The following is a 23,752-nucleotide window of genomic DNA, read 5'->3' on the forward strand; positions in this document are numbered from 1 at the left end:
GCGGCCTGGCGATTTGAGGGGTTGCGCAACGTATTGGGGTTACTCGGGTTTGGCCAAGATAAACTGCCAGCCACAACCGTTGCATCGCCAGTCCCCGGCCCGGCGATCGCGCGGCACCTTCTCAGGTCGTCGCATGTCCGCTCAAGGCCATTCCCCGATAAGACGGTGCGATCTCCGCCCCCCCCCTCTTACCCCGCCGCCGTCCCATCCAGCCATCGCCGACAGGCGCGGTCGACGCCCATGTGCAACAGGAGCGTGAACAGGGCCAGCACGATCAGGGCGGCGAACATCAGGTCGATCTTGGCGCGGCCATTGGCCAGCAGCATCAGATAGCCCAGCCCCTTGGACGCCCCCACCCATTCGCCGATAATCGCGCCGATAGGCGCATAGACGGCGGCGAGCCGCAGCCCCGAGGCAAAGCCCGGCAGGGCGGCGGGCACGCGGATATGCCACATGAGGCGCGCAGGCCCCGCGCCCATCACCCGGCCCATGTCGAGCATGGCTTGCGGCGTGCGCATCAGCGCGTCGAAAAACGCCGAGGTGACAGGGAAATAGATGATCAGGAGCGCCATCGCGATCTTGGACCAGAGGCCATAGCCCAGCCACAGCGTCAGCAGCGGTGCCAGCGCAAAGACCGGGATCGCCTGCGAAAACACCATCATCGGGCGGATCAGGCGGCGTGCGGCGGGCGAGGCGGCCAGCCCGATGGCCGACAGCCCGCCCAGCACCGCCCCCAGCGCCAGCCCGATCAGAACCTCGGCCACGGTGATGCCCGCGTGCTCGGCGATCAGCGCGCGGCTGGCCCAGAGCGTCTCGGCCACGCGGGCAGGGCCGGGCAGGATAAAGGGCGGCAGCGCTGCCAGCACCACCAGCGCCTGCCACAGCACCAGCGCCAGTGCGGCAGAGGCGGCGATGGGCAAAAGGCGGCTCATGGCGCGCGATAGCCGGCAAGGGCGGCGTCGAAAAACGCGCGTTCCAGCCGCGTGGCATGGGCGAATGTGGCCTCGACGGCGCGCTGCTCCTCGGGCGAGAGGCCGGGCCAGACCGCATCGAGTTGATCCCGCAGATAGGCCACCACGCCCTCGAACCCGTCGCCGCTATGCAAGGCGATCCATTCGCCGAACCAGAACGGCAGATCGCGGGCCTTGTTCGCGTGTGGCGCGGCCCAGTCGAGATAGGACCATTCGGCCACCACCAGCACCGCGAGCATCTGCGCGTAACGCCCCGATTGCGCCGCCTGCTGCATCAGCCCCTGGAATTCGGCGGTGACGGGATGGGCCGGGGCGGGCGGTGCGGTCTCGCCGCCCAACGCCTCGATGGCGCGCAGGAAATAGGTATTCTCGGGGCCGCAGATCAGCCCGAGGAAGCGCGCGCCGGGGATCGCGTCGGGCAGGCTCGGCGCATGGGCGATGGCCGAGGCCAGAAGCCGCACGAATCCCTCGATGAAAAGGTGATCCTGCCGCAGATAGGCCAGCATACGCGCGTCAGACAGGGTGCCCGCCGCCAGTTGATCGGTAAAGGCGTGGCGCGTGGCGGCCTGCCAGTTGGCGGCATTGAGCGATTTCAGCCGGTCGGTGGGGCGCATGGGCGGCTCCTTCTCAGGCGGGGTCAGGCGGGGGCACGCAGGCGTGCGAGCAGGCGGCCCTGCACGGCGAGCGTTTCGGGATCATCGACCGGGCGGGGCACCGGGGCCGCGGGCGGGGCCACGGTCTCCAACCCCCCTGCGGTCAGGATATGGATGGCATGACCGAGGCGCGCGGCCTCCAGCGGATCATGCGTGACCAGAAGCACCGTGCGCCCGGCAAGATGCCGCGCGCTCAGCTCCTGCATCTGCGCGCGGGTGCCCGCATCGAGCGCCGATAACGGCTCGTCAAGCAGCACGATGGGGCGATCCTCCATCAGCGTGCGCGCCAGCGCCACGCGCTGTCGCTGCCCGCCAGAGAGCGCGTGGGGCCGCTTGTGGGCATGATCGGTGAGGCCGGTGCGCGCGAGGATATCGCGCGCGCGATCACGATCCGCCCGCGTGCCGCGCAACCGCGCCCCGAGCGTGATATTGCCCATCACATCGAGCCACGGCAACAGGTCTGCCCCCTGCGCCATCAGCGCCACGCGCCCGGTGACCGGCCCGCCGTCAGAGGCCGTGACATGGCCGTCGAACTGCGTCACCTCGTCGATGCCCGCCGCCAGCCGCAAAAGCGTGGTCTTGCCCACGCCCGACGGCCCCAGAAGGCAGGTGATGCGCGCCGCCGCCGCCTCGAGCCGCAGCGGGCCAAAGAGCGGCAGCCCGCCGATCCGGGCGGTGCCGTCGATGATGAGCGCGGGGGGCGCTGCGGGCATGGCCGCTCCTCGGACGAGGGCACGCAAAGGGCAGGGGGGGCGGGCCGTGAGCGGCATGTGCTCCGGCTGTCCGTTCCCTCCGCCGGTGCGAGCCGGATCAGGTTCGATGGGTCGGCGCGCGGCCTCTCAGCCCCGGTGAAGGGGCACCCCAACGGATGACACCCGAGGTAGCAGGCAGCGGGCCGCGTGGCAAGCCGCAGCGGTTCTCACCGATTCAGGGAATCTTAAACTCTGGTTGCCAGACTGTGCGCAGACGGATGGAGAGGGCGATGAACGGGCTTATCAATCGCGCGATAGAATGTTTCGTCAGGGACAGCTATGGCGACGCCCTGTGGCACGAGGTGACGGGCGGTCTCGGGATTGACGAGGCCGCGTTCGAGCCGCTGATGCCGTGCGACCCGGATGTGACGGCGCGGCTTGTCGCGGCGCTCTCGGCGCGGTTCGGGCGCGAGGCGGCGGACCTGCTGGAGGATCTCGGCACCTATCTCGTGGCGCAGCCGCGATCCGAGGCGGTCCGGCGGCTGCTGCGCTTTGGCGGGGTGGATTTCGCCGAATTTCTCGAATCGCTCGAGGATATCCCGGACCGGGCGCGGCTCGCCATGTCCGATTTCGATCTCCCCGCGATCCATCTGCACATGCAGGGCGCGGGGCTCTACCGCGTGGAGATCGGGCGCGCGGCGGGCGCGGGGCTGCGGTTCGGGCCGGTGCTGCTTGGTGTGCTGCGCGCGATGGCAGATGATTACGGGGCGCTGGTGCTGCTCGACTATCTTGGCTGTGACGCCGCGCGCGAGATCATCGAGGTGCACCTGCTCGACGCGACCTATGCAAGCGGTCGCGACTTTGACCTTGCCACCGCCGGGGCCGCGCGATGAATGCGCAGGGCGGCGGGCAGGCAAGGGCGCGGGCGGCGATACTCGATCGGTTCTGCCCCATGCATCTGGTGATCGGGCCGACCGGGCATATCCTTCATGCCGGGCCGACGCTCGCGCGGATCGTCGCGCCAGAGGTGATCTTGGGGGCGCGGTTTCTCGAGGTTTTCGAGATGACGCGCCCGCGCGGGGTGCAGGATGCGGGCGGATTGCGCGCGCTTGACGGGGTGCGGCTGCGCCTGCGGCTGCGCGCGCATCCGCGCTATGCGCTCAAGGGGCAGCTTTGTGCATTGCCGCCCGATGATCCGGGGGCGGGGCCGGGGCCGATGGTGGTCAATCTTGCCTTCGGCATATCGTTGGTCGATGCGGTGCGCGATTTCGGCCTCACTGGCGCGGATTTCGCGGTGACCGATCTGGCCACGGAAATGCTCTACCTGCTCGAGGCCAAGACCGTCGCGATGGAGGAATCGCGCAGGCTCAACCTCCGACTTGAAGGGGCGCGCCAGACGGCGCAGGAACAGGCGCTCACCGACACGCTCACGGCGCTGCGCAACCGGCGCGCCTTCGAGACCGTGCTGGCGCAGGCGGTGCAGGGGCAGAGGGCGTTTGCGCTTCTGCATCTCGATCTCGATTTCTTCAAGCAGGTCAACGATACGCATGGCCATGCGGCGGGCGACCTGGTGCTTGGGGTGGCGGCGCGGCGGATGGTGTCGGTGGTGCGCGCCGAGGATGTCGTCGCCCGTGTCGGCGGGGATGAATTCGTGCTGCTCTTGCCCGGTATGGAGACCGCGAAGGTGGTCGACAGCGTGGCCCGGCGGCTCATTGCCGCGCTGGAACAGCCGATATGCGACGGCGCGCGGCATTACCGTATCTCCGCCAGCATCGGCGCAACGCTCAGCCGCGATCACCCAGGTGCCCCCCCCGAGGCGATCATGAATGCCGCAGATCGCGCGCTTTATGCCGCCAAGGCCGGCGGGCGCGGCTGTCACAGGCTGCACCGCCCCGAGGATGGCGCGCCGACAGGGGCGGGGTGCCCGCCCCAAGGGCCGAAATGCGCTCAGGGGGCCGCGATGCGTTCGAGATAGGCCCAGACATCATGCGCCTTGGCCTCATTGCGCAGCTTGTAGGCCATCTTGCCGCGCGCCTCCGGATCATCGAGATAGTCGCGCAGAAAGGCGGTGGCGTCGCGCACATAGACCACGAAATCGGCCTCGTTCCAGCGCAGGCCGTGCTGCCCGGCCGCGACCATCGACGGCGAGTAGTTGAAACCCGGCACGCTGCCCGCGTGGCGACCGATCACGCCGAAAAGGTTGGGGCCGGTGCGCCCGCCGCGCACACGCGCCGTGCCGGTCTCGTCGATCACCGAGTGGCAGGCGGTGCAATCGCGGAACAGGCGTTCGCCGCGCTCGGGATCGCCCGCCTGAGCGGATTGGGCAGGCAGGGCCATGCCCAGGGCGGCGAACAGGAGGATCTCTCTCAGGGGGGGCATCGCGCGACATCTCCGATGTGGTTCACTGGGCCTCACCCCTCAAGGTGGCATATCGCGGCAGGCAGACAATGCGCACGGCCCCCCGATCACGCGCATGTCAGAAACCGTCACCGCGATGTGTGTGCCGGGGCCGCCCTTGGCGCGCGACAGGGGCCTTGTCAGAGCGCGGGCAGCCGATACATCCCGGCATTGGAGAAGGCGAGCGCGCCACCATCGGCCATCTCGTCGGAGAATCGCTCGGCGATGATCCGCAGCGCCGCCTGCCGCCCCCGTGCCACCAGCGCGCGGCGCGGCGGCAGAGACGGGGCCTCATCCGGCCCGATCAGCGCCTGCGACCAGATCAGCGGGTGCAATTCGTGCAGGTGCCGCGCGATCAGCCAGTCGAGGCAGTCATGGATCGCCGCGCGCACGCGGTCGTGGGCGGCGGGCAGGCGCGCGGTCCCGGCACGCGGGGCCATCACGAGGCCGCAAAAGGCGGCGAGTTCGTTGATGACATGCTGATCGGGCCTGCGTTCGGCAATGGCGCGCAGCCCGTCGATGAAGAAATCGGGATCGACGCTGCCAAGCCCGCCCGGATCAAGCGCAAGCGCGTCGAACCACACCCAGGCATAGCCCCCGGCCCCGAGAAGCGGGCCGGTTCGCGCCGCCATGCGCCGGGCTTCGAGGTCGAGCGCCGCGAAACTGCCGAAGCGCGCGGGCAGCAGCGCCTCACCCAGCGCGCGCAGGTGATGCGCGCTGCCGGGATCGAGCGCGATGAGGCGGGCATAGTCATCGGCCACACGCCGCCGCGGTGCCGGGCGCGCGGCGAGCAGGGCGCATTGCGCGGCGGCGAGGGCGGGGGCATCGTGCTGTTCGGGGTCGAAGGGGGCAAGCAGGTCCTCGGCGCTGCGGAAATGTGTGAGGAACCGGGCCTCGCGTTCTTGCACCGTGGTGCCGCCCGCGCGGCAAAGCCGCCACGCGCGGCCGATATCGATATGCGTGAGCGCGATCACCAGTGCGACCGGATAGCTCTGCGGGTGATCGGCGCGCAGCGCGTCGAGCGCATCGAGCCCGGCAGGATCGGGCGCGCGCCCGTCTGCCACCGCGTCCTCGGCGGCGGCCACCGCATCGGCGCGCGCACCCTGCGCAAGCAGCCCCGCCACCGTCGCCCCGCCCGGTGTTTTCAGCCGCGCGGCATCGGTCTGCGCGATCCGGTCGGCGAGCCGCTCCCAATCTTCCTGCCGGGCAAGGCGCTGGCCCTCGTCATGATATTGGGTGCGGGCGTGTTCCTCGTCGCTGATCGGCAGCGAGGGCAGGATGATGCGCCGCGCCAGGCTGTCGAGATCGGCGCGGGGCCGTGCGCGCCCGAGATACCGCCACAGCCGCGCCAGAGCCGTGGGCCGGGCCGGCCTGCGGCGGGCTTCGGGATCGGACGGGGCGAGCGGGTGGAATGTCATGATGTCTCCGGCGGGCTGAAGTCCTCTCAGCTTGCCGGGGCATTTCGGCCAAATCTTGGCGCGCGCGGGGTGAATGCGGGGAATTGCCGGTCGCGCGCGCGACCGGCATGGCATCAGGCGTCGCGGATGCGGCTTAGCATCTCGGTGGTGTCGCGGCTGAGGCCCGGCGTGGCGAGGATGCGCTCGATCTCGCCAAGGATCAGGGCCTGCCGCTCTGCATCGAAGCGCGGCCATGTCTCGAAGGCCGAACACATGCGCGCCGTGGTCTGCGGGTTGAGCGGATCGAGGCGGATCAGCATCTCGGCCATGAGCCGGTAGCCGCGCCCCGAGGCGTGGTGAAACCCGGCGGGAAACCCGGCAAGCGCACCCATCACCGCGCGAAAGCGGTTGGGGTTGCGCAGGGTGAAATCGGGGTGTTCGGTCAGGCGCGCGGCGGTCTCGGCGGCCTCGGCGGGGGCGGCCTGCATGATTTGCAGGCCGAACCACTTGTCGAGCACAAGCCGGTCATGCCGCCATTGCCGGTAGAACGCCTGCGTCACCTCGGCCCCCTTGCCCGCGCGCATCAGGCAAGCAAGCGCGGCAAGCTGCTGGGTCATGTTGTCGGCACCGTCATATTGTGCCAGCGCCCGCGCGCCGCCATCGCGCCGGGTGATGAGGCCAAGCGCCGCATTCGAGAGCGCCCGCGCGCCGGTCTGCTCGGGATCGGGGCGGTAGGGGGCGGTGACCTGATGGGCGGTGTAGAGATCGGCAAGCGTGTCGCGCATCGCCTCGGCGCGGGTGATGTCGAGCGCCTCGCGCGCCTCCCAGATCGCCTGCGGGTCGGGGGGGGTGCCAGTCGCAAAGAGTGCCTGCGCCAACTCGTCCTCGCTTGGCAAGGCAAGGGCGAGGGCGCGGAACGCCGGGTCGAGCGCCTCGTCGCGCACCATCGCATGCGCCGCGTCGAGATAGGCCGGGTCGGGCGCGGCCCCGTCGCGGATCATCGCCAGCAACGTCTCGCGCGCCAGCGCGCGGCCTGCCTCCCAGCGGTTGAACGGGTCTGTGTCATGGGCGAAGAGAAAGGCGCGCTCGGCATTATCGGTTGCGCGCTCAAGGATGACAGGCGCAGAAAAATCCCGCAATATCGAAGGTATGGGGCGCGACGCTAATCCATCGAAGGCAAAGCTTTGCCGGGCCTCGGTCATTTCCAGAACGACGGTCGGCTGCACCTCGTCGCCATTGGGCCCGAGCAACCCCACGGCGATGGGGATGACGCGGGGCTGTTTGGTGTCCTGACCCGGTGTAGGCGGTGTTTCCTGTTCGAAATGAAGGGTATAGGTGCCATTCTTGAAGTCGTCAGAGACCCGGAGCCGGGGCGTGCCCGCCTCCTGATACCAGCGCTTGAACTGCGCCAGATCGCGGCCCGTCGCATCCTCGAACACCTTCAGCCAATCCTCGATGGTGCAGGCCTGCCCGTCATGGCGGGTAAAGTAGAGATCGAGCGCGCGTGCATAGGCGTCATCGCCTACCAGCCGCTTGAGCATCCCGATCAGCTCGGCCCCCTTTTCATACACCGTTGCGGTGTAGAAGTTGTTGATCTCGATGAAACTTTCCGGCCGCACGGGATGCGCGAGCGGGCCTGCATCCTCGCGGAACTGGCGCGCGCGCAGGGCGATCACGTCGGAGATGCGCTTGACCGGGGCCGAGCGCATATCGGCGGTGAACTGGCTGTCGCGATAGACCGTCAGCCCCTCCTTGAGGCAAAGCTGAAACCAGTCGCGGCAGGTGATGCGGTTGCCGGTCCAGTTGTGGAAATACTCATGCGCGATGATTGCCTCGATACGTTCGAAATTGGCATCCGTCGCGGTTTCTGGTGTGGATAAAACGCAGCTTGAGTTGAAAATGTTCAAGCCCTTGTTCTCCATCGCGCCCATGTTGAAATCATCCACCGCGACGATGTTGAACAGGTCGAGATCGTATTCGCGCCCGTAAACCTCCTCATCCCAGCGCATGGATTTCTTGAGCGCCTCCATCCCGAAGGCGCATTTGTCCTCGTCGCCGGGGCGCACCCAGATGTTGAGATCGACCGCGCGGCCCGAGCGGGTGGTGAAGCGGTCGGACTGCGCGACCAGATCGCCCGCCACCAGCGCGAAGAGATAGCCGGGCTTCGGCCAGGGATCGTGCCATTCCGCCCAGCCCTCGCCCTGCGCCACCGGGTTGCCATTGGACAGCATCACCGGCTGATCGCCCTCGATCCGCACGGTAAAGACGGCCATCACGTCGGGGCGGTCGGGGTAATAGGTGATCTTGCGAAAGCCCTCGGCCTCGCATTGGGTGCAGAACATCCCGTTCGAGAGATAGAGCCCTTCAAGCGCGGTATTGGCCGCCGGGTCGATCTCTACCTCGGCCTCGAAGAGGAAGGGTGCGTCGGGGGCATCGGCGCGAAGGCCCTCGGGGGTGATCTCGGGCGTGATCGCCTGCCCGTCGATCCGCGCCGAGACGAGGCGCAGATCCTCGCCATGCAAAAAAAAATCGCGCGTGGTGGCGGCGGGGTTGGGGCGAAACGCGATCCGGCTGAGAACGCGGGTCTTCTCGGGCGCAAGCCGAAAGGTGAGATGCACCGTGTCCACCAGATAGGCGGGCGGGGTATAGTCCTTGAGGTAAACGGGCTGGGGGCTTGCGTCCTTCATGCGGTCTCTCTCCTGCCTGGGTTGGCGCGACCCTAGGCGCATCGGCGCGGGGCCGCAACGGGGCTTTCCCTGCGCCGCCGCGCGCCTATCTGGTGGGCCATGAAAGAGGCGGTCATCTGTTGGTTCAAGCGCGATCTGCGCGTGGCCGATCACCCGGCGCTGGCGCGGGCGATGGCGCTTGGCCCCGTGATCCCGCTCTATATCGTCGAGCCGGAGCTATGGGCGCAGCCCGATGCTTCGGGGCGGCACTATGCGTTTCTTGCCGAATGTCTGGAGAGCCTGCGCGCCGATCTGGCGGCGCTTGGCCTGCCGCTGGTGATCCGCGTGGGCGAGGCGGTGGCGGTGCTCGAGCGCCTGCGCGCGGCGCATGGGGTGGCGCATATGGTCAGCCACGAGGAGACCGGCAATGGCTGGAGCTATGCGCGCGACCGGCGCGTGGGGGTTTGGGCGCGCGGGCAGGGGGTGCGCTGGCACGAATTGCCGCAATGCGGGGTGGTGCGGCGCTTGCCAAGCCGTGATCGCTGGCAGGGCGCGCGGGATGGGTTTGTGCGGGCACCGGTTGTCGGGCCGGTTTGCGGTGGCACGGCCCTCGGCGGGGTGGCAAGCGAGGCGTTGCCCGAGGCGCAGGCGCTGGGGCTTGATGATCCGTGTCCGGGGCGACAGCGCGGCGGGCGGCACCTAGCCGAACGCGCGCTTGGCAGTTTTCTCGCCACGCGGGGCGAGTGCTATACCCGCGCCATGTCCTCGCCGCTTGCGGGCGCGCGGGCCTGTTCGCGCCTCTCGCCGCATCTGGCGTTTGGCACGCTGTCGGTGCGCGAGGCGGCACAGGCGGGGGCGCGCGCGCCGCAAGGGCGCGGGGGTGATTGGGGCCGCGCGATGCGGTCGTTCCAGGCGCGTCTCGCGTGGCGCGATCATTTCATGCAAAAGCTGGAGGATGAGCCCGCGATCGAGCATCGCTGCCTGCACCCGGCCTATGAGGCGCTGCGCCCGCGCGTGCCCGATGCGGCGCGGCTGGCGGCCTGGGCGCGGGGCGAGACTGGGCTGCCCTTTGTCGATGCCTGTATGCGGTCGCTGATGGCAACCGGATGGCTCAATTTCCGGATGCGCGCGATGCTGATGGCGGTGGCATCCTATCATCTGTGGCTGGATTGGCGGGCGACGGGGCCGGTGCTGGCACGGTATTTCACCGATTACGAGCCGGGGATCCACTGGTCGCAGGTGCAGATGCAATCGGGCACCACGGGGATGAACACGATCCGTATCTACAACCCCGTCAAGCAGGGGCTGGATCAGGACGCGGGCGGGGTGTTCACCCGCCGCTGGGTGCCGGAACTGGCTGCGGTGCCCGATGCGTATCTGCACCGCCCGTGGGATTGGGACGGGGCGGCGGGGCTGCTGGGCAAGGGGTATCCCGCGCCGGTGGTCGATCCGGTGGCGGCGGCGCGCGCGGCGCGCGAGGCGGTGTGGGCCTGCCGGGCGGCGCATCACGGGGATGCGGAGACGGCGCGGATTGTCACCAGACATGCCAGCCGCAAACGCCCCCGCCGCAAGCCGCGCGATGCCGCGCAACTGAGCTTTGACCTCTAGATGCCGCGCGCGCGCCGCAAATCCGATCTGCCGGTCAAGACCTGTGCCGCCTGTGCGCGCCCGATGGTGTGGCGGCGCAAATGGGCCCGCGTGTGGGACGAGGTGCGCTACTGCAGCGCGCGCTGCCGCCGCGCCGCGCGCGCCGGTGTGGACGACACGGCCCGGCCCGACCGGGATGCAGATGGCCGGTGATCGGTCCGCGCCGCCCACGGCGACAAGGATGCCACGAAAAGGCTAACAAAGCCCTCACCCGGTAGAGGGGCTCTGCCTGAATACGTGTCAGCGCACGATAGGGTGTGCGCGCAGGAATGTTTTATTCCTTCAATTTGTCCCATATTATTGTCAGGTTCAGATGAAACCGTTGCAAAAAGGACGCCCATGGCCCGCCCCGTCGTAGGAATCATCGGCAACAGCTACACGATTGGCGACCGCTATCCCGCGCATGCCGGTGGCACGATCAATTCGGAGGCGGTGGCGGAGGTGGCCGATTGCGTGCCGCTCATCATCCCGAGCGATCCGCGCTTTGTCTCGGTGGCCGAGTTGATGGCAGTCTGCGACGGGTTCGTGCTGACCGGCGGGCGGCCCAATGTCCATCCCGAGGAATATGGCGAGGAGGCAACAGAGGCGCATGGCGCGTTCGACCGCGCGCGCGATGCGATCAGCCTGCCCCTGGTGCGCGCATGCGTGGCAAGTGGTCAGCCGTTCCTGGGAATTTGCCGGGGGTTTCAGGAGGTCAACGTGGCGCTGGGCGGCACGCTGCATCCCGAGATCCGCGAGTTGCCGGGCCGCGACAACCACCGGATGCCGCCCGATGCCACGATGGATGAGCAATTCGCCCTGCGCCACAAGGTGCGGTTTGCGCCGGGCGGGGTGTTTCACCGGCTGATGGGGGCGGGCGAGGTGATGACCAACACCCTGCACGGACAGGGCGTGATCCGGGCCGGGCGCGATATCGTGATCGACGGCTGGGCGCATGACGGCACGCCCGAGGCGCTATATGTGCGCGGCGCGCCGGGGTTCACGCTGTCGGTTCAGTGGCACCCGGAATGGAATGCGGCGGGTGATCCGGTGAGCCGCCCGCTCTTTACCGCCTTTGGCGATGCGGTGCGGGCCTGGGCGGCGGGACGGGAGGCACCGCTGCGCCACCTCGCCTAAGGGGCCTGAGGGGTGGCCCGCGCGGCGTCAGGCGCTCAGGCGCTCGCGCAGGAGCGCCGCCTCATGGGCGCGCAGACAGGGCCGCGCGGTGTTGCCATGGCGCGACGCGTCGCTGCGCAATTCGGGGAAGATCGTCAACACCTCCTCGCGCGCCCGCCGACCCACCGCCATGAGCGCGGCCTCATCGGCAAGGAAGCTCTCGGTGGCAAAGCCCTCGGCATAGATCACCTCGTGGCGGTCGAACATGATGTGCACATAGCTGACCGTATCGCGGCGCGCGATGCAGGCATCGGTGCCACCCACAAGGTGCCGCGCCGCAACTAGCACCTCGTCGCAGCCAAAGAGCAGTTCTGCATGATAGCCGGTGACAAGCACCCTGTGCTGTGGTGACACGAGCAAACCGCCCGTTGCGACACCGATGATCGCGGGGCCGATATGCACGGGGGCGAACGGGCCCTGGCCCGACACCGTGCGCTGCCCGGTCCAGCGGATGGGTTGGGGGCCATGATCGCGGGTGATGACCATGTCGCCGGCGCGCAGGTCTTCGACCGGGCGTGCGCCCCTCGGGGTCAGGATGCGCGTGCCGGAGGTAAAGCAGATCATGTCCCCGGCCTCGGAGGCAGTCACCACCGCGCCGCCGGGCATGATGCCGGTCATATCCATCGCCGAGGCGGCGTTGTCAGCGATCAGTTGACGTGCAACGAACATATCCGAGATCTCCGGTCCTGCATGTCTTGGCGAGACGGTCTGCCGAGTTTGGGGCAAATCCCTCTCGATTGGGTTAATCCTGACGCATCGTTCCTGCCTGGTCGGGGCTGGCAGTGGCGTCGGGTCCAGACCCCGGATCGCCCCCCCTGCTCAGGCCACAAGCAGCCGCGCCTCGTGGTGGCGCAGGCAGGGGCGCGCGGTGGGGCCATAGCTTTCGGGATGGCTGCGCAATTCGGGGAAAAGCGCGAAAAGCTCTTCGCGCGCGCCGCCTGCTATGGCCGACAGGCCAATGTCGCCCGCATGAAAGCTCTCGGTCGCGGCCCCTTCGGCATAGATCACCTCGTGGCGGTCGAACATCAGGTGGATATAGGTCACGGCCTGCTGTTCAACCTGTGTCACCGCGTGGCCGTCAACGAGATGCTTTGCCGCAACCAGAACCTCGTCGCAGCCAAAGAGCAATTCCGCCTTGTAGCCGGTGAACAGGAACCGGTGCTGCGGCGAGACGAGAAGCGGCGCGCGCGCCCCGTCGAGCACATGGGCCGCCACCCGCACGGGCGCGAACCGCTCCAGCCCCGGCACCGTGCGCTGCCCGGTCCAGCGCAGCGGTTGCGGCCCGTGATCGCGGGTGATGACCATGTCGCCGGGGCGCAGGCTCTCGACCGGGCGTTCGCCCTGCGGGGTGAGGATGCGCGCGCCGGGGGTGAAACAGATGATGTTCTCGATCTCGGAGAAGCTGACCACCGTGCCGTCGGGCAGGGTGAACGTGCCCGAAAGGCCGCCCGCAGCGTCGTCGGTATTGGTGAAGGTGATGTCGCCCTGGCCGGTATCGGCGGTCAGTTGCAGCGTGTCGCCATCCGTCTCGTCGCCCTCGCCGCCGGTGATAGTGATGGTGCCGGTGCCGGTTTCGGTCTGAAGGTCGATGGTAAAGAAATCGTCGCCCTCGCCGCCCAGAAGCGTGTCATTCTCGCCCGCGATGAGAGCATCGTTGCCGCCGCCGCCAAAGAGCAGGTCGGCCCCCGCGCCGCCGTCGAGGCTGTCATCGCCCGCCGCCGTCTCGACCCCGAGGATGAGCGGGCTTTCGTCGAGGCTTGTGGCGGTGCCGCCCGGCTGGGCGACGGTGGCCGACAAAACCTGGCCCCCGGCGTTCTCCCAGACCCGCAGTTCGATCGTATAGGTCTGGTTGGCGTCGAGCGTGACCTCGCCCCAGCGGGTGGTGGAGGCCTGGTGGAAATCGTTGTCGAGGAACGTGCCGTTATTGCCGGTCTGGTTGGTAAAGTCGAGCGCGTTGCCCTGGCTGTCGAGGATGCGGATGGTCGAGCCGTCATCAGATGTGGTGGTGAAACGGTAGGTTCCCGCCTCGGGCGCATAAAGCGTCGAGGTAAAGATGGCGCCGAAATCGTTCGGATCGGCCTGCCCGGTGGCGGCCTGCCCGAGCGCGTCGATATCGAGCGTGTCCTGCGTGCCGCTGCCCGCAAGCGTGCCGTTTTCGATGGTGAAGGCCTGGCCGTTGGCGGCGGTGAAATTCTGAGTGTAGACCTGATAGGCCCAGCGACCCGTGGTGCCGTCGCCGGAAATCGTGTCATCGCCGCCGCCGCCAAGCACGGTGTCATCGCCCGCCCCGCCGATCAGCGTATCGCCGCCATCAAGCCCGTCGATGACATCATTCCCGGCACCGCCGTCGATATAATTGGTGGTGGTGCCGCCATCGAAAATACCGTCATAGCCGGTCAGCGTGTCGTTGAAATCCGATCCGATGATACCGTCCATGCCAGAGCCGATATCGCCGGTTGCATGGCCGCCACTATAGGTGCCGGTGCTGAGATCGACATTCACCGCCGCGTCCGAGGCGGAATAATCGGCAATATCAAGCCCGCCCCCGCCGCTGAGCGTATCCGCCCCCGCGCCACCGGCGAGCGTGTCATCGCCAGCCCCGGCCAGGATGACATCATCGCCGTCGCCGACGGACTCGCCATCGGCATCCACATAAGCGGCGTCTATGCGGTCATCTCCCGCGGTGCCGTCAACGTCGAAACCGGGCGCCACGTAATCGTCGATGCTGAACGCCGGATCACCCGCCGTCACATCCGGGTCGGTATCATAGGCGAGCGTCTGATAGCTGCGCCCGGCGACGAGGGGCATTTCGGACAGGGTGTAATAGCCGGTCGCATTGCCGCTATCGACGCGAAAGGTGATGACATTGAACGTATCGCCGGTCACCGTGTCGCGCAGGGTCCAGCTTTCCGCAGCATAGACCGCTGCCCCGGTGGAACTGTCACCGTCGACGTTGACCGTGGCGGTGGCGCTCTCGTTTCCCGCGATGTTGCTGTCGAGCGTCTGGCTTTCGATCCCCGGCTCGGTGTCGGTGATTGTCGCCGTCCCCGAAGGTGAGGCCTCTCCGGTCCATGTCGCGTTGCCGCCGACCGTCCGGGACAGGATGGACAACGGATCGTTGTTGTAGATATTGGCCGTGTATGTTGGCACCGATCCGCTCCTTGCTCATGAGCGGTGGGCCTTGCCCCCCGCCCGTGCGGCGGCGTCATGCTGTGCCACCGCGCCTGTTTCCCAATCGGATACAGTGCGTCTGGGGCGGCAATGCGTGAACATTCAGGCAAATTTTAGGCGTATTGTTTCGGTCTGCCCCCGCGCAAGGGGCGTGCGGTCAGACCTGCCCGCCCGCGATCTCGATGGTCTGCCCGTTCACGCTCTGCGAGCCGGGACCACATAGCCACAGCACCGCGCGGGCCACCTCCTCGGGGGCGATCAGGCGGTTGTGGCGGTTGGCGCTGGTCATCATGGCGCGCGCCTCGTCGGGCGAGACGCCCGCGCGCTGGGCGATGGAGGCCGCGTTGCGGGTGACGATCTCGGTATCGACATAGCCGGGGCAGATCGCGTTGAAGGTGAGGGGGGTGCCGAGGTAATCCTCGCTCAGGGACCGGATAAGGCCGATCATCCCGTGTTTGGAGGCCGAATAGGCCGCCGCCCCTTTCAGCCCCTTCAGCCCGGCGATCGAGGAAATGGCGATGGTGCGGCCCCAATCGGTCTGGCGCATGCCGGTCAGGCATTCGCGGATGGTGAAGAACGCCCCGTCGAGATTGGTCGCCATGATCTGCCGCCAGAAGGCCGTGTCGGTCTTGTGCAGGGCGCGGCCTTCGGCGATGCCGGCATTGGGGATGCAGATCTGCACCGGACCGCGCGCGGCGACCGCCGCGGCGATGCCCGCGACCACGGCGCCCTCATCGGTCACGTCCATCACCAGCGGGTGCAGGCCGCCCCCCGCCGCCGCGTCGAGCACATCGCCGCGCCGCCCGGTGATGGTGACCTCGGCCCCAGCGCCCGCCAGAGCGCGGGCAATCGCCAGCCCGATCCCCGAGCCGCCGCCGGTGACAAGGGCGTGTTTTCCGTCAAGTGTCATGGGGCCTCCGGTTTGCGTGAGGGCAGCCTAGCGGGGACAGGGGGTGCGGCCAAGGGGGGAGGTGGCGGTTTTAGGTTTAAGGGGGAAGCCGCGCGAGTGCCCGACCGCGGGTGGGCGCTGCAACGGTTTTGGATTGCACTTTATGCCCGCCAAATACTTGAACGATTATGAGGGGTTCAGCGGTGCAAAAGCGCCCGCCCGTCCGGGCGGTCGGGCGCTCGCGCGGCGGCGTGCAAGCACGCCTTGATTCCGCGCGGGGACAAGAGATCAATGGCAGCAAGAGACTACAATCTTTGATACAAGCCTCTCGCCCTTTTGACATCCCCGTCGCCGCGTGCATTCTGCCCGTGACACCGCACACCGGAGCACCGCGCAGATGCTGAAATGGATCGACATGCCGCCTGTCTGGCTGGCCGGGTTTCTGGCCCTCGCCTGGGGGCAGGCGACGCAATTCCCCTTGGGTCTGCGACTGGGCGGCGGCTGGGTGGATTTCGCGGGCGGCCTCATGGTGGGCGCGGGTCTGCTGCTCATCGGTTTCGCGGCGCTGGAATTTCGCCGCCAGCGCACCACCATCGTGCCGCATGAGACGCCCGCGCGGCTTATCACCTCGGGGATATTCAAGCGCACGCGCAACCCGATCTATCTGGGCGATGCGCTGATCCTCGCGGGGCTGATCCTGCGCTGGGAGGCGGTGCTGTCGCTGCCGCTGGTGCCGATCTTCATCTGGGTGATCGAGCGGCGATTCGTGATCCCCGAGGAAAACCGGATGCGCCGGGTGTTTCGGGCCGATTTCGCCCGCTATTGCGAAAAAACCCGGCGTTGGGTGTAGCATCTGCGGCAAAGTTGATATCGCAAGTCGCAAAATAGTATGGAATAACCGCCAGCGTGTAACCGCCCGTCACCGGGGAACGGTGACCAAAGACAGACAGGATCTGCCAGAGGGGGACAGAAGACGTGAAGATCGGAACGCCAAAAGAGGTGATGGAGGGTGAAAACCGCGTCGCGATGACGCCGGATTCGGCCCTTCAACTGCAAAAACTGGGATATGACTGCGCCATCGAGACCGGCGCGGGCGAGCGCGCGGGATTCTCGGATGCCGCCTATGAGGAGGCGGGCGTCGAGATCGTCAAGACCGCCGCCGCGCTGTGGAAGGCCGCCGACGTGGTCGCCAAGGTGCGCGTGCCCACCGAAACGGAGCTCAAGCGGCTGCGCGAGGAGCAGACGCTGATTACCTTCTTCAACCCCGGTGGCAATGCCGAGGGGCTGGAGGCGGCCTCGAAAAAGGGCGCGACCGTCATCGCCATGGAAATGGTGCCGCGCATCTCCCGCGCGCAGAAGATGGATGCGCTCAGTTCCATGGCCAATATTGCGGGCTATCGCGCGGTGATCGAGGCCGGGAACAACTTTGGCCGCTTCTTCACCGGGCAGATCACGGCAGCGGGCAAGGTGCCGCCGGCGAAGGTTCTGGTGGTGGGCGCGGGCGTGGCTGGGCTGGCAGCGATCGGCACGGCGACAAGCCTTGGCGCGATCACCTATGCGTTCGACGTGCGCCCCGAAGTGGCCGAGCAGGTCGAATCGATGGGGGCAGAGTTTGTCTATCTCGATTTCGAGGAAGAGCAGAAGGACGGGGCCGCGACCGGCGGCTATGCCTCGGTTTCCAGCCCTGAATTCCGCGAGGCGCAGCTTGCCAAGTTCCGCGAGCTGGCCCCCGAGGTGGATATCGTCATCACCACCGCGTTGATCCCGAACCGCGAAGCGCCCGAGCTTTGGACCGAGGACATGGTCAAGGCGATGAAGCGCGGATCGGTCATCGTCGATCTGGCGGCGGAAAAGGGCGGCAACTGCAAGCTGACGGTGGCGGATGAAAAGATCGTCACCGAAAATGGCGTGACGATCATCGGCTATACCGATTTCCCAAGCCGCATGGCCGCGCAGGCCAGCACGCTTTACGCGACCAACATCCGCCACATGATGACCGACCTCACCCCCGACAAGGATGGCGTGGTTAATCACAACATGGAGGATGACGTGATCCGTGGCTCCACGGTCACCCATAAGGGCGAGATCACCTGGCCGCCGCCACCGCCCAAGGTGGCCGCGATTGCCGCGCAAAAGCCCAAGGAAAAGGCCAAGGAGCTGACGCAAGAGGAAAAGCGCGCGGCGGAAATGGCGGCGTTCAAGGCGCAGACCAAGAGGCAGGTCACGCTTCTGGCCGTTGGCGCGGCGCTGCTTCTGGCGGTGGGCCTCGTGGCCCCTGCCAGTTTCATGCAGCATTTCATCGTCTTCGTGCTGGCGGTGTTCGTCGGCTTCCAGGTGATCTGGGGCGTGAGCCACAGCCTGCACACGCCGCTGATGGCGGTGACCAACGCGATCTCGTCGATCATCATCCTCGGCGCGCTCATGCAGATCGGATCGGGCTCGTTCCTTGTCATCTTGCTGGCGGCGCTGTCGGTCTTCATGGCGGGGATCAATATTTTCGGCGGTTTCCTCGTCACGCGGCGGATGCTCGCCATGTTCCAGAAGTCATAAGGAGTAGAGGATCATGGATTACGGATTCACGACGGCCGCCTATGTGGTGGCGGCCATCCTCTTCATCCTGTCGCTGGGCGGGCTTTCGGGGCAGGAAAGCGCCAAGCGCGCGGTGTGGTATGGCATGGCGGGCATGGCGCTGGCGGTTATCGCCACGCTGATTGGCCCCGGTGCGGGGCTGTGGCTCCTGTCGCTGCTGCTGATCGCGGCGGGCGGTGTCATCGGTTACGTGGTGGCCACGCGCGTGCAGATGACCGAGATGCCGCAGCTTGTGGCGGCGATGCATTCGCTTGTCGGCCTTGCGGCGGTATTCGTCGGCTTCAACGCGGATATTGAGTTGGGCCGCGTGCTGGCGATGGATGACACCGCGCGCAAGGGGCTTGAGGGCTTTGCCGCCGTGCTGGCCAAGAAAACCGGCGTCGAGGTGGCGATCCTGCGGGTCGAGGTGTTCCTCGGCGTCTTTATCGGTGCGGTGACCTTCACCGGCTCAATCATCGCCTTTGGCAAGCTGGCGGGCAAGGTCGACACGGCGGCGAAAAAACTGCCGGGCGGGCATATGCTCAATGCCGGGGCGGCGGCTTTGTCGGTGGTGCTGGGGGTGATGTATTTCAACGACGCAGGCATCTGGACGCTGGTTCTGATGACGCTTCTGGCGTTCTTCACCGGCTATCACCTCATCATGGGGATCGGCGGGGCGGATATGCCCGTGGTGGTCTCGATGCTCAACAGCTACTCGGGCTGGGCGGCGGCGGCGATCGGCTTTTCGCTCGGCAATGATCTGCTGATTGTGGTGGGCGCGCTGGTCGGCTCGTCGGGGGCGATCCTGAGCTACATCATGTGCAAGGCGATGAACCGGTCGTTCATTTCGGTCATTCTGGGTGGCTTCGGCGGTCCGGCGGGCGAACAGATGGCGGTCGAGGGCGAGCAGGTGGCGATTGATGTCGATGGCGTGGCCGCCGCGCTCAACGAGGCCGACAGCATCATCATCATTCCGGGCTATGGCATGGCGGTGGCGCAGGCGCAGGGGGCGGTGTCTGAACTGACCCAGAAGCTGCGCGCCAAGGGCAAAAACGTGCGTTTCGCCATTCACCCGGTCGCGGGGCGCTTGCCGGGGCATATGAACGTGCTGCTGGCCGAGGCCAAGGTGCCCTATGACATCGTGATGGAGATGGACGAGATCAACGAGGATTTCCCCGACACGGATGTCGCCATCGTCATCGGCTCCAACGATATCGTCAACCCGGCGGCGCAGGACGATCCCAACTCGCCTATCGCGGGAATGCCGGTGCTGGAATGCTGGAAGGCGAAACAGGTGTTCGTCTCCAAGCGCGGGCAGGGCACCGGCTATTCGGGGATCGAGAACCCGCTCTTTTACAAGGAAAACACGCGGATGTTCTATGGCGATGCCAAGGCCAGCGTGTCGAGCCTTTTGCCCAAGATTGAGTGATCGGGGCCGTAAGACGGGAGAGGGGCGTGGCCTGCGGGCCGCGCCCTTTTTCGTGGCGCGTGGGCGCGTGACGACGGTGAGGAAATGGATATTTCCGGCAAGATGAAGGGCAGGGCGTGCGGTATGCGGTGGTGTGCGGCTAAGGTTTTGTGTTTGAAGGAAAAATAGCTTTTCGGCGGCGACGTGTCGCGCTAGATTGCACCCCAGACAAGGAGAGAGGCCATGCCGCCCATCGAGGATCACCCGCTCCGCTATGAGCTGACCAACGAGTTGCACGCGCGGCCCTTTCCCACGCTGGGCGCGCCCTGCACGGCGGTATATCTGGCCATCAAGCGCGGTCAGGACGCGGCCAAGCGCGACCGCGCGGCGGATATGGCGCATCTCATCGCGCTGCTGGATCGCTACGGGGCCAAGCATCCGCAGCCCGGTGCCACGCATTATTTCGGCGAGATTGGGCGGCACCGGCTGAAATGGGAAAGCCATACCGAGATGGTGACCTATACGGTGTTTTCCGACGGGGTGAGCGAGCGGCCCTTTGATCCGACCGATTTCGACGTGTTCCCGACGGAATGGCTGTCGCAGGCACCGGGGCAGCGCATGACCTCGGCGATGATCCGGGTGGTGCCGTGGACGAGCCGCGAGGCCACGCGCGACGATCTGGGCCGTTGGTTCGTGTCCGAGAGCGTGGCGGTGGCGCGCGTGCTCGAGGATGCGGGTGTGATCGCGGGCGATTTTCGGATCGACCCGGCGGGGCATCTGCGGTTTTCGCTCCATGTTGCCCCCGAGACCGGGCAGCGGCGGATCGGGCGGATCGTGCAGCGGCTCTGCGAGATCGAGACCTACAAGACCATGTCGATGCTGGGATTCGTGCGGGTGCGCGAAATGAGCCGCCAGATGGGCGAGACCGACAGCCGCCTGAGCCGCCTTGTGGACGACATGACCAGCGGCAGCCAGCCCGCCGAGGATACGCTTCAGGGGTTGCTCGAAGTCTCGGCAGAGCTTGAGGCGCTGGTGGCGCAATCCTCGTTCCGGTTTGGCGCGACGGCGGCCTATGAGCAGATCGTGCATCAGCGCATCGAGGCGCTGCGCGAGGCGCGATTCGACGGGCGGCAGACATTTCACGAATTCATGATGCGCCGCTATGATCCGGCAATGCGCACCGTGGCGGCGACCAAGGAGCGGCTGCGCGCGATGTCGGACCGCGCAATGCGGGCGGGCGATCTGTTGCGCACCGGGGTGGACGTGGCGCGCAGCGCGCAGAATCAGGCACTGTTGGAGAGCATGGACCGGCGGGCGGATGTGCAGTTGCGCCTTCAGCGCACGGTCGAGGGGCTGTCGGTGGTGGCGATCAGCTATTATGCGGTGTCGCTGGCGGGCTACCTGCTCTATCCCCTGACCGAGGTTCTGGGCCTGAGCAAGGGCATGATGACCGCCGCGGTCACCCTGCCGGTGGTGGGCCTCGTGTGGTGGATGGTGCAGCGCATCCGCAAGAAGCTGCACTGAGCGCGCTCAGGTCACGTAATGCAGCCGGTCAAAGCCCCGCCGCCACGCCGAGACCTCGGGCAGGAGCGTGCCCGGATCATTGCCGCGCAGCGTGCGGGCGATGAGGGCTGCCATGCGCGGGGCGTGCTCGGGCGTGACACCCCAGCGGACAAGCTCGGGCGTGCCGATGCGCAGCCCGTTCATGTCACCCGGCACCGGCGCGACGGGCAGGCCGATGCCGCAAGCGAGAAACCCGGCGCGGCGCAGGGTTTTTGACGCCGCCTGACCGCCGCCGAAGCCTGCGGCCTCAAGCGCGAATTGATGCGAGGCGGTGGCCACACCTTGCGTCTTGAAGACTGGCAGCCCCTCGGCCTCCAATGCCTCCGCCAGCGCTTGGGCCACCGCGATCATCTGCGCGGCATAGGCGCGGCCATGGGTTTTCCAATCGCACAGTGTGATGGCCAGCGCCGCCGATTTCGCCGCGTCGAAATTGGCGGTGAGGCCGGGAAAGGCGATAGCATCGAGGCGTTGCGCGATCTCGGCCTCATTGGTGACGATCAGCCCGCCCGCCGGGCCTCCAAGGCTCTTGTAGGTGCTCATCGTCATCAGATGCGCGCCCTCGGCAAGCGGGTTCTTCCATGCGCCCCCGGCGATGATACCGCATTGATGGGCGGCGTCGAAGAGAAGATGCGCGCCGACCTCGTCGGCGATGGCGCGGGTCTCGGCCACGGGGTGTTCATGCAGGTTGAGGCTTGCGCCCAGCGTGATGAGCCGGGGCCGCACTCGTTGGGCCAGCGTGCTCAGGGCGTCCACATCGACCGTGTAGCCGTCCGCGTTCATCGGGGCCTCAATGATGGTGAGGCCGTAAAGCCCGGCACAGCCCGGTGCGTGATGGGTGACATGGCCGCCGATGCTGGCGGGCGGCGCGATGATCGTGTCGCCGGGTTTGCAGGTGGCCATGAAGGCGTAGAGATTGGCGATGGCGCCCGAGGGCACGCGGATCTCGGCATGGGTCGCGCCGAATATCTCGGCGGCGAGATCTGCCGCGATCACCTCGATTTCCTCGATCGCCTCCAGCCCCATTTCGTATTTGTCGCCCGGATAGCCCAAAGACGGGCGCGAGCCGATGCCAGAGGCCAGAAGCGCCTCGGCGCGCGGGTTCATGACGTTGGTGGCGGGGTTGAGGTTGAAGCATTCTGCTTCGTGGATGCGGCGGTTTTCACCCGCCAGCGCCTCGACGCGGGCCGCGATGCCCTCTGCCGCCTCCGTGGCGGTGCGGGTGGAGATGCTCTGGATCAGGTCTTCGCAGGGGGCGGGCACCCAGGGGCGGCGGGCAAGGGTCATGGCTGGGGTCTCTCCTTGGTGTGCGGCACAGTCTGCGCGAGACCGGCGCGGGGCGCAAACCGGAAATGCGCCGCGCGGCCTCTGGCCATTGCCGCGCGGCTGGGGTATCCGGGCGGGGCTTTGACAAGGGGGCGCGCCATGACCGACAGAGCCGCATTCGAGACGCCGGGGCCGGTGGAATCCGACCTGCGCGCCGCAATCTCGTCGACCGAGGAAATCATCGCCGAGGCTCGCGCAGGGCGCATGTTCATCCTTGTCGATCACGAGGACCGCGAGAACGAGGGCGATCTGGTGATCGCCGCCGAGTTTGCCACGCCTGAGGCGGTGAATTTCATGGCCATGCATGGGCGCGGCCTCATATGCCTGCCGATGACGGCGGAGCGGATCGACCGGCTGGGCCTGCCGATGATGGCGGTGAACAATTCCTCGCGCCACGAGACGGCCTTTACCGTCTCGATCGAGGCGCGTGAGGGGGTGAGCACCGGCATTTCCGCCCATGACCGCGCGCTGACCGTCGCCACCGCGATCAATGAACAGAACACGATGGCAAGCCTTGCCACGCCCGGCCATGTCTTTCCGCTTCGGGCGCGGCGCGGCGGCGTGCTGGTGCGCGCGGGCCATACCGAGGCGGCGGTGGATATCGCGCGGCTGGCGGGGCTGAACCCCGCAGGCGTGATCTGCGAGATCATGAAGGACGATGGCAGCATGGCGCGGTTGCCTGACCTCATCGAGTTTGCCGCCGGGCATGGCCTCAAGATCGGCACCATTTCCGACCTCATCGCCTATCGCCACCATCACGACAACCTCGTGCTCGAGACCGGCCATGAGCGCGTCACCTCGTGCTTTGGCGGCGAATGGGAGATGCGCATCTTTGCCGACCAGATCACAGGCACCGAGCATGTCGTGCTGATCAAGGGCAACGTGTCCGACGGCGCGCCGGTGCTGACACGCGCGCACGCGCTCAACGCGCTGGAGGATGTGCTGGGCATCGGCGCGCAGGCGGGCCACGGCCCGGCGGGCAAGCTGCCCCGCGCGATGGAGACCATCGCCCGCGAGGGGCGCGGCGCGGTGTTCCTGTTCCGCCAGCCCCGGCCCAAGCTCGCGGGCGAGATAGAAGAGGATGACGGCCCGCGCATCATCAAGCAGACCGGGCTTGGCGCGCAGATCATGGCGACGCTCGGCATTCAGCGCCTGATCCTGCTGACCGACAGCCCCGATACGCGCTATCTGGGGCTTGACGCCTATGGCATCACCATCGAGGGCACCCGCCCGCTCAGCAAGGAGTGAGCGC

Annotated in this window: 20 protein-coding genes and 1 riboswitch; of the genes, 10 read left to right on the forward strand and 10 right to left on the reverse strand. The window is 67.2% G+C overall.

Annotation, left to right across the window (positions count from 1 at the left end):
• Nucleotides 1-188 precede the first annotated feature (188 nt).
• Genes ABIE58_RS09340 through ABIE58_RS09350 form a run of 3 tightly spaced genes read right to left on the reverse strand, consistent with a single transcriptional unit; the run spans nucleotide 189 to nucleotide 2,337 of the window.
• A complete protein-coding gene (locus tag ABIE58_RS09340) occupies nucleotides 189-932 on the reverse strand; it encodes an ABC transporter permease (protein ID WP_354544443.1) in 744 nt (247 codons plus the stop codon).
• The gene (locus ABIE58_RS09345; protein ID WP_354544444.1) at nucleotides 929-1,585 is read right to left on the reverse strand and encodes a TenA family protein; all 657 of its coding nucleotides are present in this window, start codon (nucleotides 1,583-1,585) and stop codon (nucleotides 929-931) included. Before ABIE58_RS09345 ends, ABIE58_RS09340 begins: the two co-directional genes overlap by 4 nt.
• Nucleotides 1,586-1,608: 23 nt before the next feature.
• Entirely contained in the window at nucleotides 1,609-2,337 is a 729-nt protein-coding gene (locus tag ABIE58_RS09350; protein ID WP_354544445.1) for an ABC transporter ATP-binding protein, read from the reverse strand.
• 57 nt (nucleotides 2,338-2,394) lie between these two features.
• Nucleotides 2,395-2,498, reverse strand: a riboswitch (TPP riboswitch).
• A gap of 108 nt (nucleotides 2,499-2,606) precedes the next feature.
• On the opposite strand from ABIE58_RS09350, the gene ABIE58_RS09355 reads away from it, so the two are divergent.
• Nucleotides 2,607-3,209, forward strand: a complete 603-nt coding sequence (locus ABIE58_RS09355; protein ID WP_354544446.1) for a heme NO-binding domain-containing protein — start codon at nucleotides 2,607-2,609, stop codon at nucleotides 3,207-3,209.
• The gene (locus tag ABIE58_RS09360) at nucleotides 3,206-4,291 is read left to right on the forward strand and encodes a diguanylate cyclase domain-containing protein (protein ID WP_354544447.1); all 1,086 of its coding nucleotides are present in this window, start codon (nucleotides 3,206-3,208) and stop codon (nucleotides 4,289-4,291) included. Before ABIE58_RS09355 ends, ABIE58_RS09360 begins: the two co-directional genes overlap by 4 nt.
• Here ABIE58_RS09360 and ABIE58_RS09365 read toward each other — a convergent pair.
• The 3 genes from ABIE58_RS09365 to pepN form a co-directional block, all read right to left on the reverse strand.
• Nucleotides 4,264-4,695, reverse strand: a complete 432-nt coding sequence (locus tag ABIE58_RS09365) for a c-type cytochrome (RefSeq protein ID WP_354544448.1) — start codon at nucleotides 4,693-4,695, stop codon at nucleotides 4,264-4,266. The genes ABIE58_RS09360 and ABIE58_RS09365 overlap by 28 nt on opposite strands.
• Nucleotides 4,696-4,853: 158 nt before the next feature.
• Entirely contained in the window at nucleotides 4,854-6,131 is a 1,278-nt protein-coding gene (locus tag ABIE58_RS09370; protein ID WP_354544449.1) for a hypothetical protein, read from the reverse strand.
• Nucleotides 6,132-6,244: 113 nt separating this feature from the next.
• Nucleotides 6,245-8,797, reverse strand: a complete 2,553-nt coding sequence (pepN, locus tag ABIE58_RS09375) for an aminopeptidase N (protein WP_354544450.1) — start codon at nucleotides 8,795-8,797, stop codon at nucleotides 6,245-6,247.
• A gap of 99 nt (nucleotides 8,798-8,896) precedes the next feature.
• Between pepN and ABIE58_RS09380 the strand changes: the two genes are divergently transcribed.
• The 3 genes from ABIE58_RS09380 to ABIE58_RS09390 all read left to right on the forward strand — a co-directional run bounded on the left by ABIE58_RS09380 (nucleotide 8,897) and on the right by ABIE58_RS09390 (nucleotide 11,539).
• Complete coding sequence (locus tag ABIE58_RS09380) at nucleotides 8,897-10,384, forward strand: FAD-binding domain-containing protein (protein WP_354544451.1); 1,488 nt, start codon at nucleotides 8,897-8,899, stop codon at nucleotides 10,382-10,384.
• Nucleotides 10,385-10,576, forward strand: coding sequence for a DUF2256 domain-containing protein (locus tag ABIE58_RS09385; RefSeq protein ID WP_354544452.1), 192 nt, complete (start codon nucleotides 10,385-10,387; stop codon nucleotides 10,574-10,576). It begins immediately after the preceding gene.
• 186 nt (nucleotides 10,577-10,762) lie between these two features.
• Nucleotides 10,763-11,539: a gamma-glutamyl-gamma-aminobutyrate hydrolase family protein gene (locus ABIE58_RS09390; RefSeq protein ID WP_354544453.1), complete on the forward strand. Its 777-nt coding sequence runs from the start codon at nucleotides 10,763-10,765 to the stop codon at nucleotides 11,537-11,539.
• Nucleotides 11,540-11,566: 27 nt separating this feature from the next.
• Here ABIE58_RS09390 and ABIE58_RS09395 read toward each other — a convergent pair whose 3' ends face one another.
• From ABIE58_RS09395 to ABIE58_RS09405, 3 genes are all read right to left on the reverse strand, one after another.
• The gene (locus tag ABIE58_RS09395; RefSeq protein ID WP_354544454.1) at nucleotides 11,567-12,247 is read right to left on the reverse strand and encodes a Hint domain-containing protein; all 681 of its coding nucleotides are present in this window, start codon (nucleotides 12,245-12,247) and stop codon (nucleotides 11,567-11,569) included.
• A 150-nt stretch (nucleotides 12,248-12,397) separates the two neighbouring features.
• Nucleotides 12,398-14,728, reverse strand: a complete 2,331-nt coding sequence (locus ABIE58_RS09400; protein WP_354544455.1) for a Hint domain-containing protein — start codon at nucleotides 14,726-14,728, stop codon at nucleotides 12,398-12,400.
• A 178-nt stretch (nucleotides 14,729-14,906) separates the two neighbouring features.
• Nucleotides 14,907-15,659 (reverse strand): SDR family NAD(P)-dependent oxidoreductase, encoded by a 753-nt coding sequence (locus ABIE58_RS09405; protein WP_354544456.1) that lies wholly within the window; start codon nucleotides 15,657-15,659, stop codon nucleotides 14,907-14,909.
• Nucleotides 15,660-16,053: 394 nt separating this feature from the next.
• Here ABIE58_RS09405 and ABIE58_RS09410 point away from each other — a divergent pair, with 394 nt between their 5' ends.
• From ABIE58_RS09410 to ABIE58_RS09425, 4 genes are all read left to right on the forward strand, one after another.
• Nucleotides 16,054-16,488: a methyltransferase family protein gene (locus ABIE58_RS09410; RefSeq protein ID WP_354544532.1), complete on the forward strand. Its 435-nt coding sequence runs from the start codon at nucleotides 16,054-16,056 to the stop codon at nucleotides 16,486-16,488.
• A gap of 125 nt (nucleotides 16,489-16,613) precedes the next feature.
• Complete coding sequence (locus ABIE58_RS09415) at nucleotides 16,614-18,188, forward strand: Re/Si-specific NAD(P)(+) transhydrogenase subunit alpha (RefSeq protein ID WP_354544457.1); 1,575 nt, start codon at nucleotides 16,614-16,616, stop codon at nucleotides 18,186-18,188.
• A gap of 13 nt (nucleotides 18,189-18,201) precedes the next feature.
• On the forward strand, nucleotides 18,202-19,635 hold the full coding sequence (locus ABIE58_RS09420) for an NAD(P)(+) transhydrogenase (Re/Si-specific) subunit beta (protein ID WP_354544458.1): 1,434 nt from the start codon (nucleotides 18,202-18,204) through the stop codon (nucleotides 19,633-19,635).
• 222 nt (nucleotides 19,636-19,857) lie between these two features.
• On the forward strand, nucleotides 19,858-21,138 hold the full coding sequence (locus tag ABIE58_RS09425; protein ID WP_354544459.1) for a DUF3422 family protein: 1,281 nt from the start codon (nucleotides 19,858-19,860) through the stop codon (nucleotides 21,136-21,138).
• A gap of 6 nt (nucleotides 21,139-21,144) precedes the next feature.
• On the opposite strand, the gene glyA is transcribed toward ABIE58_RS09425, so the two are convergent.
• A complete protein-coding gene (gene glyA / locus ABIE58_RS09430; RefSeq protein ID WP_354544460.1) occupies nucleotides 21,145-22,461 on the reverse strand; it encodes a serine hydroxymethyltransferase in 1,317 nt (438 codons plus the stop codon).
• Between the two features lie 138 nt (nucleotides 22,462-22,599).
• On the opposite strand from glyA, the gene ribB reads away from it, so the two are divergent.
• On the forward strand, nucleotides 22,600-23,748 hold the full coding sequence (ribB, locus tag ABIE58_RS09435) for a 3,4-dihydroxy-2-butanone-4-phosphate synthase (protein ID WP_354544461.1): 1,149 nt from the start codon (nucleotides 22,600-22,602) through the stop codon (nucleotides 23,746-23,748).
• Nucleotides 23,749-23,752: the final 4 nt, after the last annotated feature.

The sequence above is a fragment of the Roseovarius sp. MBR-78 genome (assembly GCF_040547535.1).
Taxonomy (GTDB): domain Bacteria; phylum Pseudomonadota; class Alphaproteobacteria; order Rhodobacterales; family Rhodobacteraceae; genus Roseovarius.

Excerpts from the sequence above, each read along its gene's own strand:
- ABIE58_RS09420 (WP_354544458.1), top strand. The coding sequence starts at position 18,202 with ATGGATTACGGATTCACGACGGCCGCCTATGTGGTGGCGGCCATCCTC.
- ABIE58_RS09370 (WP_354544449.1), bottom strand. The coding sequence starts at position 6,131 with ATGACATTCCACCCGCTCGCCCCGTCCGATCCCGAAGCCCGCCGCAGG.
- ABIE58_RS09385 (WP_354544452.1), top strand. The coding sequence starts at position 10,385 with ATGCCGCGCGCGCGCCGCAAATCCGATCTGCCGGTCAAGACCTGTGCC.
- ABIE58_RS09380 (WP_354544451.1), top strand. The coding sequence starts at position 8,897 with ATGAAAGAGGCGGTCATCTGTTGGTTCAAGCGCGATCTGCGCGTGGCC.
- ABIE58_RS09395 (WP_354544454.1), bottom strand. The coding sequence starts at position 12,247 with ATGTTCGTTGCACGTCAACTGATCGCTGACAACGCCGCCTCGGCGATG.
- pepN (WP_354544450.1), bottom strand. The coding sequence starts at position 8,797 with ATGAAGGACGCAAGCCCCCAGCCCGTTTACCTCAAGGACTATACCCCG.
- ABIE58_RS09425 (WP_354544459.1), top strand. The coding sequence starts at position 19,858 with ATGCCGCCCATCGAGGATCACCCGCTCCGCTATGAGCTGACCAACGAG.
- ABIE58_RS09340 (WP_354544443.1), bottom strand. The coding sequence starts at position 932 with ATGAGCCGCCTTTTGCCCATCGCCGCCTCTGCCGCACTGGCGCTGGTG.
- ABIE58_RS09345 (WP_354544444.1), bottom strand. The coding sequence starts at position 1,585 with ATGCGCCCCACCGACCGGCTGAAATCGCTCAATGCCGCCAACTGGCAG.
- ribB (WP_354544461.1), top strand. The coding sequence starts at position 22,600 with ATGACCGACAGAGCCGCATTCGAGACGCCGGGGCCGGTGGAATCCGAC.
- ABIE58_RS09390 (WP_354544453.1), top strand. The coding sequence starts at position 10,763 with ATGGCCCGCCCCGTCGTAGGAATCATCGGCAACAGCTACACGATTGGC.
- ABIE58_RS09355 (WP_354544446.1), top strand. The coding sequence starts at position 2,607 with ATGAACGGGCTTATCAATCGCGCGATAGAATGTTTCGTCAGGGACAGC.
- ABIE58_RS09405 (WP_354544456.1), bottom strand. The coding sequence starts at position 15,659 with ATGACACTTGACGGAAAACACGCCCTTGTCACCGGCGGCGGCTCGGGG.
- ABIE58_RS09410 (WP_354544532.1), top strand. The coding sequence starts at position 16,054 with ATGCCGCCTGTCTGGCTGGCCGGGTTTCTGGCCCTCGCCTGGGGGCAG.
- ABIE58_RS09360 (WP_354544447.1), top strand. The coding sequence starts at position 3,206 with ATGAATGCGCAGGGCGGCGGGCAGGCAAGGGCGCGGGCGGCGATACTC.
- ABIE58_RS09365 (WP_354544448.1), bottom strand. The coding sequence starts at position 4,695 with ATGCCCCCCCTGAGAGAGATCCTCCTGTTCGCCGCCCTGGGCATGGCC.
- ABIE58_RS09350 (WP_354544445.1), bottom strand. The coding sequence starts at position 2,337 with ATGCCCGCAGCGCCCCCCGCGCTCATCATCGACGGCACCGCCCGGATC.
- glyA (WP_354544460.1), bottom strand. The coding sequence starts at position 22,461 with ATGACCCTTGCCCGCCGCCCCTGGGTGCCCGCCCCCTGCGAAGACCTG.